Raw genomic sequence first — 12,841 nt, 5'->3', positions numbered from 1 at the left:
GACGACCGTTGTCATGGCTGCAACCTTTTGCGCGACATCCGTCAACGCACAGGCCTACCCCGCGCGCCCGATCAAGCTGATCGTGCCGTTTCCCGCTGGCGGTGGCACCGACCTGATTGCGCGTGAAGTCGCGAACAAGGTGGCCGTCACCAATGGCTGGTCGATCATCATCGACAACAAGCCCGGCTCCGGCGGCAACTTAGGCGTGGATACTGCGGCCAAGTCGCCCGCTGACGGCTACACACTGGTGCTCGGTCAAACGAGCAACCTGGCGATCAATCCGACGCTCTACCCCAAGCTTCCTTACAACCCGGAAAAGGATTTGACGCCAATCGTCACCATCGCGAGCGCGCCGCTTGCGATGGTGGTAGCGGCGAACTCTCCCTACAAGACGGTCGCGGACGTGGTGGCCGCAGCCAAGGCCAAGCCAGAGACGTTGAACTACGCCAGCTCGGGCAGCGGCACGGTCGCGCATCTCGCGACCGAACTGTTCCAGAAGACCGCGGGTGTCAAGTTCACGCACGTTCCGTACAAGGGCGCCGCACAGGGTTCGACCGACCTCATTGGTGGCCAGATCCAGATGTACATGTCGTCGGTTCCTACGCTGATCGGCTACATCAAGAACGGGAAGATGCGCGCCATCGCGGTGACATCGCCCAAGCGCACCGCTGACCTCCCGGGCGTGCCGACCATCGCCGAGTCCGGCTTCAAGGGCTTCGAGGCCGTCACCTGGTTCGGCGTGGCCGGTCCGGCCGGATTGCCCAAGGACGTCGTCGCCAAGCTGAACGGGGCGTTCAACAAGGCGCTGCAAGACCCCGAGGTTCAAAAGAAGCTCGCCGGTCAAGGCGCCGACACGATGGGCGGCACCCCGGAGCAGTTCGCCAAGCTGATTCATGAGGACATCGGGCGCTGGGGCCCAATCGTCAAGGAGTCCGGCGCCAAGGTCGACTGAAGCCGCGGCTGACGGCACCATCGGGGGCACAGAATGCCTACCTTTAAAGCCGAGACGGTCACTGCACCGTTCTCGGCCGGGAAGGGCCGCACGTCCGCGACAGTTCCGTCGGGCGCCTGCGACTGCCATGTGCATGTGTATGACGCCTCGTTTCCGGCGGTCCCCGGTGCAAGGCTGACGCCGCCAGATGCAACCGTGGCGGACTACCGACTGCTTCAGGAGCGAACCGGTACCGAGCGGGTGGTGTTTGTCACACCGTCGACCTACGGCACGGACAACAGGCTGATGTGCCGCGCACTCGCGGAAGTCGGCGGATCGGCACGCGGCATCGCCGTGATCGATGGAGAGATCCGTGATCGTGAGCTGCAAACGATGCACGAGGCCGGGGTCCGTGGCGCTCGCTTGAACTTGTCGCTCGGTGTCGTCAGCTCCCCTGATCAGTTGGAAACTCTCGCGGCACGGATTGCGCCACTGGGCTGGCATCTGCAGTTGCTGGCGGCACCCGACGTACTCGCCCAACTCGGCGATCGTCTCGAGCAGCTTCCGGTTGACGTCGTGTTCGACCATTTCGGCCGGATCGCACCTTCGCTGGCAACCCGTCATCCGGCCCACGCACTCGTCCTGCGACTGCTCGCCAAGGGACGCGCGTGGGTCAAGCTCTCGGGCGGTTACATCGTCAGCGAATCGGGACCTCCGGACTACGAGGACGTAATTCCCTTGGCGCGCCAGTACCTGCGCTCCGCGCCGCAGCGCGTGTTGTGGGGCAGTGATTGGCCCCACGCCTCCGCGTCTGCCGGTCATCAGTCGATGCCTGATGACGCCCATCAGATGACGATGCTGGCCCATTGGGCCAATGACGAAGCAACGCTGCACCGCGTGCTGGTCGACAACCCCGTCGCGCTGTACGGATTCCCGAAAGTTTGAAGGAAACGCCATGAAGCTCACCGCCCGCCGCGCGTTCAGCGCCACCGTTCTCGCATTGCTTGCCGCCGCAGGTGTTCCTGCTTCTGCGCAGACCACTTGGCCTACCGGCAAGCCCATCACGTGGGTGGTGCCGTATCCGCCGGGCGGAACGACCGACATCCTCGGTCGCGCCGTCGCGCAGCGCCTCGGCACCTCGCTCGCCGCGACAGTGATCGTTGACAACAAGGCCGGCGCAACTGGAACCATCGGTTCCGCCTTTGTCGCCAAGGCGGCACCGGACGGCTTCACGATGTTGGGCACATCGATCGGTCCCCAGGCCATCGTGCCAAACCTGGTTCCGAAGATGCAATACGACCCGGTCAAGGCCTTCGAGCCGGTGTCGTTGATCGGCACGATCCCCCATGTTCTGGTCGTGAGCACCTCGCAACCGTTCCGGACCGTCGCCGACCTCGTCGCAGAAGCCAAGGCGCACCCTGATGCACTGTCGTTCGCTTCGGGCGGCAACGGGACCATTCTGCAGATGCAGGGGGAACTGCTGCGCCTGCAAACGGGCACGAAGATGACGCACGTGCCCTACAAAGGGGACACGCCTGCCATCCAGGACGTGTTGGCAGGTCATGCCGGCTTCATGTTCGCGCCGGTGGCGGCGGCATTGCCTCATGTGCAGAGCGGCCGTCTAAGGGCATTGGCGGTGACTTCATCCGCACGGCTCAAGGCCTTGCCGGATGTGCCGACCATGGCGCAGGCGGGAATCAAGGACTTTGTCGTCGAGCAATGGCAGGCGGTCTATCTACCTGCTGGCACGCCCCAGCAGGTTGTGCAGCGTCTCCATCAGGAGATCGTGCGAATCCTCAAGGACCCCGAGGTCGTTGCCATGGCTGACAAGCTGGGCGTCACCTTGGTCGTTAGCTCGCCGCAGCAGCTTGCCGACACCCAGAAAGCCGACCTGACGAAGTGGGGCCGGGTGATCAAGGACGCCGGCATCAAGGTCGATTGACCGCCAAATAATCACCGGAGACATTCATGATTTGCCATCTCGAAACGACGCGCCGTCGCTCATTCGCGGCCACTGCCGTCCTGGCCCTCCTTGCGATTCCCGCAGGGCCGCTGCTGGCGCAAGGCGCCTATCCGACGAAGCCGGTCAAGATCGTCGTGCCCTATCCGCCGGGCGGCGCCGTGGACCAGGTGACGCGAAAGGTCGCCCACAAGCTGACCGAGCAGACAGGGCAGAGCTTCTTTGTCGAGAACAAGGCAGGTGCTACCGGCACCATTGGAGCCCAACAGGTTGCCAAGTCTTCGCCGGACGGCTACACGCTGATGGCGAACGACACGACCTACTCGATCCTGCCGCACGTCTTCAACAAGCTGCCATTCGATCCCGACCGTGACCTGGTTCCGGTCGCGGCGTTCAACTTCGCTCCGATGGCGCTCGTGGTCGGTTCGGAGTCCAAGTTCAAGACGCTCGCGGATCTCGTCGGGTACGCAAAGGCAAATCCTGGCAAGCTCAACTACGGCACTGGCGGTGCGGGTACCACGCCTCACTTTTCAACCGAGGCCTTGGCAACTGCCGCCAAGATCGATGTCACGCACGTGCCCTTCAAGGGCGCTGGTGAGGCAACGCTGGCCCTCTTGTCCGGCACCATCGACTTTCAGATTGCGTCGACGCCCGGCGTGATGGGGCAGGTCAAGGGTGGCAAGGTGCGCCTGCTGGGCATCAGCGGCGACAAGCGGCTGACAGCTTTGCCCGAGGTTCCGACCTTTGCCGAAGCTGGCATCAAGAACTACGGCGTCATCAATTTCACCGGGCTCTGGGCACCGAAGGGAACACCGGCACCCGTGATGCAAAGGCTGCAGAAGGAGATTGCGATCGCCATGGCAAGCCCGGACGTGCAGAAGTTCTCTGCCGACCTGGGTTCCGTGCCTTCGGTTGTCTCGGGCGATGCATTCGCAAAGATGTTGCGCGACAACACGGAGCTTTGGAGCAAAGTAGCCGCGGCCGCAAAGGTGGAAAAGCAGTAGTCGGTTTGATCGTGATCTCACGAAGCCGCCACGCCCGGAGCACCATCGATTTCGGGCCGCGCGAAAGCGGACGGTCGCGACTGACAGCTTGTGGCCCCGGGACTGCCTGTTCGCCAAACTCGCCGGGAGAAGTCCTCGGCCAAAGGGCGATCACGCCGAAGGGCAGCTCAGGCACGGCCGTGAATAGGTGCTCGAGGCCAATTGCGGACGTTCTGTGCTGCGCTAGGATTGGGGCGCCCCGAGCGAACCGAGGCCACGCCCGACGCTCGTGGTACACGAGCTCACTCTCACTCTTCAAGGGAGGGCTTCTATGGCCGAGACCACCAAGGTAAAAGGACCCGCCTCATATTTTCCGTCCATCGAGAAGACCTACGCCAAGCCAATAGCGCATTGGATGGTTATTCTGGAGAAGATGGGTCCGTTGAAGCACATGGAGCTGGTCAACTGCCTGAAAGCCCAGCACCAGGTCGGACACGGGCACGCGAACGCCTTGGTGGCGGCCTTCCTCGCGACCAAGTAGCGCGCCCAGCGCGTCATGAAACCTGGCCGCGATGTGCCGTGCGGTTGCCAGCCCCGAACAGACTGCAGCCGCCACAACCGGACCTCCAATCAAATGGCTCACCTGACCCCATATGGCACACATCGAGGACATCGCCAGCCTCTACAACTTCATCGGTCCCGTGGTGTTGACGGCCCCCTCCGCTTCCCACGTCGGGACTACCTCGGGACGACGAGCAGATGAACGTAGACGAAGCGTTCGCGGTATTCCGCCGGAGGATCGACCTGGTCAAAGCGCCTCGTCGATACTGTCAAAACGCTTCTGTCACCGACAAGTAGACCGCCTGCGAATTGCTCCCACGAGCAACGTCGATCCGAAGATTGATGCGCTGGTCTTCAAGCACCATATAACGCACCCCTACGCCGTAGCCCACCGGAAGGTTGCGGCTCGTGATGTCGCCGAAGCGATCGGCGACCGCGCCGGTGCCGACGAATGCGACGATGCCGACGCGGCCGAAAGCATGCCATCTCAGTTCCGCCTGCCCCAAAAGCATCGAGCGCCCAATGTAGCGGGTGGCAGGGTAGCCGCGCAGTTGCAGGAAGCAGTAGTCGAAGAGCGGCACGTCGCCGCCCTTGGCGCATGCGTGCACGTCCGTGGCAAGCACAAGGTCCTTGCGCAGCGATATGTACTTGCGATAGCGCAGATTGATTGAGTTGTCTGCGACGTCTCCGCCCAAGCCTCGCCGGTTGAACAGGCTGTGGAATTCGAGCAGGGAGCCGTCATGCGGAGCGAACTTGTTGTCTCGCGTGTCGCGCTCCAGGAGCGCACCGGCGCCGGACGTTCGCACGTCGGCCGGACCGGTGGTCATCGGATCAGCGCCGCCCACGCCGAAGGTCTGGCGGACATCGGCGTAGCGAAACTGTCCGCCTAGATACCAGTTGGGGACGATGCGGTAGTAGAGCGTCGCTTGAAGTACCGCAGCGTCAACCGTCCAGCGCACACCGACTGGTGATGACGCAGATGGCGCGCCGCTGCCAAAGAAATCGAGGTTCAAGTGCCCGAAACCGGCCAAGCCAGAGAAGCGCCAGCGGTCCGCGTCCCAATAGCTGGTCTGGGCGACGCCGGCGACATAGCTGCCGTTGTTGGTTCCCATGCCGAAGGCCGCAGTCAGTGAAGGTGGCTGGGTGGTCGCTTCCTCGGCAGTCTGTGGATGGAAGTACATCCCGAGCACCGCCAAGCCGCTGCCCAATGTGGGATCGGCCAGCGGGATGGGCACTACGGTCGACTGGGATTTCTTGTCCTGCGGCTCCGAGGTCGGAGGCAACGAACTCGGCGCCTGCGCAGTGTCGACCGGATTGAGCTGCATCAAGGGCCCGTTTGGAGCCAAGTCTGCAACATCCGCGCCGGCGTTCGCAGTCACGCCCGCCATGCCGAGCACGACCCATAGCCATGCGCGGTCCCTTCGAGGAACGACTTTCCGCACAGGCTATTGGCGTGACGGCGGCCGCCGCTCAACTGCCCGGATGCTGCAGCAGTTCAACCTCTTTCAGCCGCTTGAGCGCGTCTTCCTGCTTCAGAAGACCGTAGTTGATACCGCCCGCATTCAGCGAGCTGCCGGCCTGGTAGGGGTAGTCACCGAAGTCCGAGAAAAAGCGCTTCACCTCGCCCTGGATGGGCACTAGCAGCCACATCTGCCGGGCGATGAAATCTAGCGCGCCCCCGCCGTCCTCGATGCCGCGCTCGTAAGGGTCCATGCGCAGGTTTGTGATCATGGCCCATGCGGAAACCGAGCGAACACCGGTGGCGATGTTGCCGTGCTGCGTCGCGAAGCTCACCTTCCAGTCGCGATAACGCACCGCGTTGAGGTTGCCGCCTTGGTCGAAGTACATGATCGACTGGCGCGGTGCTTCCTTTTCCTTGCCCTGGAAATAGGGCACGAAGTTGTAGCCATCGAGATGCACCTTGAACTTCTTCTTGCCCAGTGTCGTGCCCTTGGCCAACTGCTCTTTGATGTCGGGAACGCCGGCCGCCGCGCACAGTGTCGGGAACATGTCGATCAGCGAGATGGGGTCGTTGTAGACCGTGCCCGGCTTGATGGTGCCGGGCCAGCGAATCAGCATCGGAATGCGGAATCCGCCCTCCCAGGTCGAGCCCTTCTCGCCGCGGAACATGGTCATCGCGCCGTCCGGCCACAGCGCGAGTTCGGCGCCGTTGTCGGTGGTGTAGACCACGATGGTGTTGTCGTCGAGCTTCAGGTCGTCGAGGAGTTTGAGCAACTCGCCCACGTGACCGTCATGCTCGACCATGCCGTCCGCATGCAGGCCCTTGCCCGTCTTTCCGATGGATTCCTCCTTCAGGTGCGTGAACACGTGCATGCGCGTGGTGTTGAACCAGACAAAGAAGGGCTGCTCGGCCTTGGCGCTGTTGGTGATGAACTGCTTGGCCGAGGCAAGGAACTCCTCGTCGATAGTTGGCATGCGCGCCGTGTTGAGAGGTCCGGTGTCTTCGATCTTGCCGCCCGCAATCGAATGGATCACGCCGCGCGGTCCAAACTTCTTCTTGAACGCGGGGTCCTTCGGATAAAAGTAGCCCTCGGGCTCTTCCTCGGCATTGAGGTGGTATAGGTTGCCAAAGAATTCATCGAAGCCGTGGTTGGTCGGCAGATGCTGGTCTTGGTCGCCCAGATGGTTCTTGCCGAATTGGCCGGTCGCGTAGCCTTGCGCCTTCATGGCGTCTGCAATGGTGGGCATCCACTCGGTGATGCCGTGCGAGTCGCCCGGCATGCCGATAGTAAGCAGCCCCGTGCGAAATGGCTCCTGGCCCAGTATGAAGGATGCACGGCCCGCCGTACAGCTCTGCTGGCCGTACGAGTCCGTGAAGAGCGCGCCCTCGTTGGCGATTCGATCGATATTCGGCGTCTGGTAGCCCATGAGGCCGCGCGTGTACGCGCTGACCTGAGGGACGCCGATGTCGTCGCCGAAAATCACGAGGATGTTCGGCTTGCCCGAACCGGCCTTGGAGCCTTTTGCGGTCTTTGCGTTGTCGGTGGCCATGGTGGCTACTCTCTCTTTCGTGAGTTAGGGGATGGAGAAAACACAGGCGTTTGCGGCCGCCTGTTCGCCGATCGCCGCACTTGGGCAGCGCATGAGAGGCCCGCTAGACGTCCTGCGAATACGCGCCGCCCGTTGTTGTTAGCCCGCCTTCGGCGGCGTTGCGTCAGGTTCGGGCTCGACGAGCATGAGCGGACGTCCGGCCAGAAGCAGCCAGATCGGCAGCACTGCCACGCATAGCAAGGGCAGCAATTCCGTCCCGGGGATCATCACCACACCCATGAACAGACTGAGCCAGCCGTCCCGCGTGACCACCAGAGTGAAACCGAGAACCGAACAGGCCACGGTCAGCGCGCCGGGCACGGACGGGAAGACCTGGTGTACCAACAAGCCGAAGGCCACGCCGACGAACACCATCGGAAAAATGCGGCCGCCGCGAAAGCCGCATGTGGCCGAGACCAGGATGGCCACCAGCTTGATCACGATGACCATCGCCATCGCGGAGATGGAGTAGTCACCTGCGCTCGTGGTGAGCAGCTTCATTTCGCCGAGGCCCTTGAACATGGTGATCGGGCCGCCCAGGATGCCCAGCAGCCCCAGCAGGAATCCGCCCACCGTCATCGCCAGCACCACATTCCCCATGGACTTGAAGAGCCTGTGGAAGATCGGAAACAACCAGACCGCGATCATGCCGATGGCGACGGCCGCGATCGCCACCAGGATGCCGACGCCGATGTCGGTCAGCGTGGGCTGCGTGTAAGGCTGAATCGGCAATGCGAAGCTCAACTCCTCGAACTGCGCCATCGTGAGGCCGCCGGCGCCAGCCGCCACGAGCGGCCCGAAGAGTTGGTCCCAGACCGGCTTGTCCTTGTTGCCGGTGGCGACCATCTCGGAGAAAAGCAGTGCCGCGGCGACGGGCGTGCCGAACATCGCGCCGATGGTGCCGGCCGCGGCGAACATGACCCAGCTCTTGGCCGGTACGCGGGGAATCAGTCGCGTGCCCACCGCGACCACGATGCCCACGATGGTGGCGATGATCGGATTCTCCGGTCCGAGGCTGACTCCACCGGCCAAGGCGATGACCAGCGCAAGCACCAAACCGGGCAGCACGAACAAGGGAGTCGGCTCGCCGAACAGTTCGATGGTCGCAGGATCCGGCCCGGCATGCCCTGGAACGAAACGCACAATCGAGCCGACGACCAGCCCAGTCAGTGTCAGCACACTGAGGACCCACCACCACGTCGCGGCCGTCGCACCGAAGCTGGCAGGAAGCGTCTGCCAAAGGAATTTCTGCAGGAGATTCGCCGCTGCTACGACCAGCGCGAGGATGATCGCTGCCGTGATGCCCACGACGATTGCGGGGATACCGAGCGTCAGCATCGAACGCTCTCGCGCCGTCGTGAAGTCGAATGAGCTCTTGTGCACCGACAGGTGACCTTTCATGGGGGCTATCCATGACACAAGGGCCGGAGCTTATTTCGCTGGGCACCTGTGTGCTTGTAGGACAAGGCCGTTTGCCAGGGGCGCGCCACGGCGTGGTGCAAGGAGCGTATGCCGGCGGCCAGGAGGCTCGACGCACGAGGAGAGAGGCGTAGTCTTAGGCAGCGTCGACAGCTGGATGGCCACTTCGGGCCATCCAGCGAAGCGTTCACAAAGTTCATCCAATGCTGGTGTGCGACTCCGCAGAACGCTCCTGTGTGAGCGTCCGGTCTGGAGCGAGATGGCTGTCCGCTTCGGGCCCCGAACGCCAGTTCTGGATGTGGGGATTCAACCGGTCGTGCACCGGAAAGAGCGTCAAGGTCAGCTCAGAGTCGCTGCCGTTCCGTTCGAAAACTCGTACAGCCGCGACCAGTCGCCTGATGCGGAAGATCAAGCGATCGAACGCTGGCAGCGTAGAACCTGCCCCTGCACCGCTTCGGCTGCGAGGCAGAGCGGGCGCGAAGTCTACCTATGGGACGAACTGGGCTTTCGCTCCGACACCGTGCCCTGCAAGCCTTGGGCGCCCAAGGCTTGGCAAGCGCGTGCCAGTTCAACGTGCATATGTTGCCGTTCGGCGTACGCTATCGCCCGTTTCAATAGCGCCTGGCCCTCGTCGATGCGGCCCTCTGCCTGGGCTCGGACGCCTTGAAGCCGCCATTGCAGGATCGCTGCCGGCGGAAAGCGCCGCACATGCATCGCCAGCGTAGGCTCGAACGCTTGCCATGCGGCTTCCAGCGGCCCATGCTCGGCACTGCTGGACGGTTCATGCGCGCACAGCGCCAGCAAGGTGTCGCCCAGTCCCGCGTACCCCTCATGCGCCCACCACGCACTTTGCATGCGACGGGCGGCTGCCACGCCGGCGTACACCGCCGCTCGCGCTGCCGGGACGTCACCGCTGCGCCAGGCGAGTCGCGCGGCCAGGCCGAGGCGACGCAACGTGTAGGCGGCGTCGACGTTTTCCATTTCCGTCATGGCAAGCACGGCGCGTTCGTAGTGACAGCGCAGCATGTCGTCATCGATCGGTTCCAGGCAGAGCCCCACTTCGACCAGCCCGATCGGGCCCCATGCGCGCCACGATTCGCCGGGGCGGCGCAGGGCCAGTTCATCGAGTTCGTGGAAGCGCCGCAAGGACTCGTCGAGCCGCCCCTGGAAGAACGCCAGCTTCGCCGAGAGTGCGCGCATGTTCATTTCCTGCCGGCCACAGCGCAGGCGGGCAAATTGCTGCGCCGACGCCTCCAGTTCCTGCGCCAGGCTGTCCCAGTCGCCCAGGCCGGCGAGCACGACACAGCGGCTTTCGCTGAACAGGGCACTCACGCGTGGGTCACTGGCCGGCAGACTCGCTTGCAGTTTCTGGGCCCGCGCGACCAGCCGTCGCGCGATGGCGGGGTGTCCCGCGGTCGAGACAGCAAGCGCGCTCGATCCCACGCGAAGACCGCCATGCAGGCGCAAGCGTCGAAATAGCATGTCGGCCTCCAGCGAGATGCGCATCAAGGGGCGCTGGTCGGGCGAGAACACCAACAAGCCCATGGTGCAGTAGAGGCTGCGCAGGACCAGGGCCGAGAAGGCGGAGCGGGATGGATCGTGCGCAGGCCATTCGTCCAGGGCGAGCAAGCGGCGGGTCGCCGGCATCAGCTCGGCCCATGGCGTCTGTTCGAGGTCGGCAGTGCACAGTCCGAGTTCGGCCAGCGCATGGATGTAGCCGCGCAATGCGGCCCTGGATGCGCCACAACCGTTGAGCAGTTCGGCGCGTCGCAGCCCCCAGCCGACCCTCTGCCATCGCGGCAGCTCGCCATATTCCAGCGCCTGCGCCAGCAAGGTCGCGGACTCGGCTTGCCGATCGGCGTGCAGCAGCATGGCTACGGCGCGGTCGGTCCAATCCGCCGAACGCGAGGGCTGCATGCGGCCGGCCATGTGGCGCACTGCAGCCATCAGCGTCGGCGCCGAGCCGCACGCGCTGTCGGCCACGGTCATCGCCCTGGCGGCCGCCCCTTCATCGTCCGTTGGCAGGTCGGAAAAAGGCAAGACCGATGGCATGCGCTCGTCCAGCCATTGCACGACCCGCTCCATCACCAACGGCTGGGCCGTGGACGCGCCGGCCTGCCGCCGCAACCAGGCCAGCAGCAAGGGATGAAAGCCGAGGCGGCCGTCACCCTTCGCGTCGCCGCTGCGCATCAGCCAGGAATGCGAGCGCAAGGTCGCGAGTGCTGTGTCGCTGGCGCCAATGACGCGCGCCAATTCGGTATCGAAGTCGCCCGGCAGCTGCGACAGGCGCAGCGCCGTGTCGCGGGCGTCTGCGTCGAGCAGCGCCCATGAGTCGTCGAGGACGGTGTCGAGGCTGCGGTGCTGATCGGTTTCGTCGCGGTCGCCGTCGACCAGCGGATCACCCTTGTCGAGGTGCTCGAGCACGGGCGCCACGCCAGCGGTGTGGACGCTTCGGGCCGCCATTTGCAGTGCAAGGGGCAGGCCTCCGACGAGACGACAGATGCGTTGCACGGACTCGGCCTGCGCGTCGGCATCGAAACCTGGTACGAGCCGCCGCGCGGCCGCGCTGAACAGCCGCACCGCCGGCGCCATGCCCAGCCCGCCCAGTTCCAGCAACCATTCCTGGCCTCCGCCCACCCGCACGCGCGAGGTGGCCAGCACCTTCACGCCCGGCGCGCGCTCGCGCAACATCGGCTCGAAGGTGCGCGCCGCGGGGACTTTCTCAAGGTTGTCCAGCGCCAGCAACAGCGCCCCGGCGGCGTGACGGTCGGCCCCGGTGCGCGCCACGATCTGCTGGATCAGGCTTTCGGCGTCCTGCAGCGCGCCACCGCCATCAACACGGCCGCTCAGCCAGAGCACGCCGTGACGGCAACACGGCCCCCACGCTTCGGCGGCGGACTGGGCCAGCCGTGTCTTGCCAACGCCGCCCGGGCCCGTGATCGTGAGCCAGCGGCAGGCCGGGTCGCCCAATCGCTCGCACGCGAGATCGAATTCGGCTTCGCGGCCAATCAGATCGGGCGTGGCGGAAGCAATCGATGGCGGCGTGGTCGCGACATTTTCGGCGGACGGGTCACGCAATAGCGCCATCGGTGCCTCTGGCGACACGTGTGCAGCCTTCGGCGCACGGGCGTCCGAATGAATGCGTGTGTAGAGCGCGTAGCACTCGGCCGACGGCCTGGCGCCCAGCCGTTGGAGGAGCGCGGCGCGGCAGGCCTCGTATTGCGCGATGGCGGCCGTGCGACGGCCGGATGCCGCCAGCAGGCGCATCAGCGCCATGTGCGCTGCCTCGTCGGCGTCGTCAACGTCGAGCAGGCTGCGGGCTTGCGAGGCCGCGTCGTCGAGTGCGCCTGCGGCTTCGCAGCGTCGAAGCAGGTCGTGGCGTAGCAACTGAAGCTCGCGCTGGGCGCGCGGACGCGCTTGCGCGAGCCATTCCTCGAAGCCCTCCGCGCTCCCGACTTCGAAGCCATCAAGCAGCGGGCCACGCCAGGCGTCCGCCGCGGCGCAGCGCCCGGCAGGTGCCATTTCGGGCGATGACATGGCCCGGGTCAAGGCGTGCAGGTCCACTTCCAATGCCGCGCCGGGTGCAAGGCCGATTTGTTGGGCATCGACCAGCAACAGCTCGGGCAGCCAGCGGCGCAAGCGCGAGAGTGCACCACGAAGGTTCGACCGGGCCGATGCTTCGTCCAGTTCGCTCCAGAGCATCGAGGCGAGCTTCGTGCGGGCGACGGAGCCGCCAACCGCCGCAAGGTAGAAGAGCAGCGCCTGTTGCTTGGGCGCGAGCAGGCGCGTCAGCGCCTGGCCGTCCAGTTCGAGCCGCCCCTGTCCCAACAGCAGTACGCGCAATCCCTGCACTTTCAGCCTCTCGATCTGCGCCTTGCACGCAGAAGACACGCTGCAAACACGCGGCAAACACGCCAAGGCTCGATGCTAAGCCCG

9 protein-coding genes are annotated in these 12,841 nt (G+C 64.6%); 5 read left to right on the top strand and 4 right to left on the bottom strand.

Annotated features, from left to right (window positions below):
* The first annotated feature begins 13 nt into the window (after positions 1-13).
* From QTH97_RS25940 to QTH97_RS25920, 5 genes are all read left to right on the top strand, one after another.
* A complete protein-coding gene (locus QTH97_RS25940) occupies positions 14-952 on the top strand; it encodes a Bug family tripartite tricarboxylate transporter substrate binding protein (protein ID WP_286571384.1) in 939 nt (312 codons plus the stop codon).
* A 33-nt stretch (positions 953-985) separates the two neighbouring features.
* Positions 986-1,876, top strand: a complete 891-nt coding sequence (locus QTH97_RS25935) for an amidohydrolase family protein (protein WP_286571383.1) — start codon at positions 986-988, stop codon at positions 1,874-1,876.
* A 10-nt stretch (positions 1,877-1,886) separates the two neighbouring features.
* Positions 1,887-2,873: a Bug family tripartite tricarboxylate transporter substrate binding protein gene (locus tag QTH97_RS25930; protein WP_286571408.1), complete on the top strand. Its 987-nt coding sequence runs from the start codon at positions 1,887-1,889 to the stop codon at positions 2,871-2,873.
* Between the two features lie 26 nt (positions 2,874-2,899).
* Positions 2,900-3,895 (top strand): Bug family tripartite tricarboxylate transporter substrate binding protein, encoded by a 996-nt coding sequence (locus QTH97_RS25925; RefSeq protein ID WP_286571382.1) that lies wholly within the window; start codon positions 2,900-2,902, stop codon positions 3,893-3,895.
* Positions 3,896-4,205: 310 nt separating this feature from the next.
* On the top strand, positions 4,206-4,415 hold the full coding sequence (locus tag QTH97_RS25920; RefSeq protein WP_286571381.1) for a DUF4287 domain-containing protein: 210 nt from the start codon (positions 4,206-4,208) through the stop codon (positions 4,413-4,415).
* Between the two features lie 289 nt (positions 4,416-4,704).
* Here QTH97_RS25920 and QTH97_RS25915 read toward each other — a convergent pair whose 3' ends face one another.
* From QTH97_RS25915 to QTH97_RS25900, 4 genes are all read right to left on the bottom strand, one after another.
* Entirely contained in the window at positions 4,705-5,760 is a 1,056-nt protein-coding gene (locus QTH97_RS25915; RefSeq protein WP_286571380.1) for a BamA/TamA family outer membrane protein, read from the bottom strand.
* 145 nt (positions 5,761-5,905) lie between these two features.
* On the bottom strand, positions 5,906-7,447 hold the full coding sequence (locus QTH97_RS25910) for an arylsulfatase (RefSeq protein ID WP_286571379.1): 1,542 nt from the start codon (positions 7,445-7,447) through the stop codon (positions 5,906-5,908).
* Positions 7,448-7,585: 138 nt separating this feature from the next.
* Entirely contained in the window at positions 7,586-8,887 is a 1,302-nt protein-coding gene (locus tag QTH97_RS25905; protein ID WP_286571378.1) for an ion channel protein, read from the bottom strand.
* 501 nt (positions 8,888-9,388) lie between these two features.
* On the bottom strand, positions 9,389-12,796 hold the full coding sequence (locus tag QTH97_RS25900) for an AfsR/SARP family transcriptional regulator (protein ID WP_286571377.1): 3,408 nt from the start codon (positions 12,794-12,796) through the stop codon (positions 9,389-9,391).
* Between the last annotated feature and the right edge of the window lie 45 nt (positions 12,797-12,841).

Origin of the sequence: Variovorax gracilis, assembly GCF_030317115.1 — a bacterium.
Classification (GTDB): Bacteria; Pseudomonadota; Gammaproteobacteria; order Burkholderiales; family Burkholderiaceae_C; genus Variovorax; species Variovorax gracilis.
This window is presented reverse-complemented; position numbering and strand designations above follow the sequence as displayed.

Coding starts and splice junctions, on each gene's coding strand:
- QTH97_RS25940 (WP_286571384.1), top strand. CDS start 14: ATGGCTGCAACCTTTTGCGCGACATCCGTCAACGCACAGGCCTACCCC.
- QTH97_RS25935 (WP_286571383.1), top strand. CDS start 986: ATGCCTACCTTTAAAGCCGAGACGGTCACTGCACCGTTCTCGGCCGGG.
- QTH97_RS25930 (WP_286571408.1), top strand. CDS start 1,887: ATGAAGCTCACCGCCCGCCGCGCGTTCAGCGCCACCGTTCTCGCATTG.
- QTH97_RS25925 (WP_286571382.1), top strand. CDS start 2,900: ATGATTTGCCATCTCGAAACGACGCGCCGTCGCTCATTCGCGGCCACT.
- QTH97_RS25920 (WP_286571381.1), top strand. CDS start 4,206: ATGGCCGAGACCACCAAGGTAAAAGGACCCGCCTCATATTTTCCGTCC.
- QTH97_RS25915 (WP_286571380.1), bottom strand. CDS start 5,760: ATGCAGCTCAATCCGGTCGACACTGCGCAGGCGCCGAGTTCGTTGCCT.
- QTH97_RS25910 (WP_286571379.1), bottom strand. CDS start 7,447: ATGGCCACCGACAACGCAAAGACCGCAAAAGGCTCCAAGGCCGGTTCG.
- QTH97_RS25905 (WP_286571378.1), bottom strand. CDS start 8,887: ATGAAAGGTCACCTGTCGGTGCACAAGAGCTCATTCGACTTCACGACG.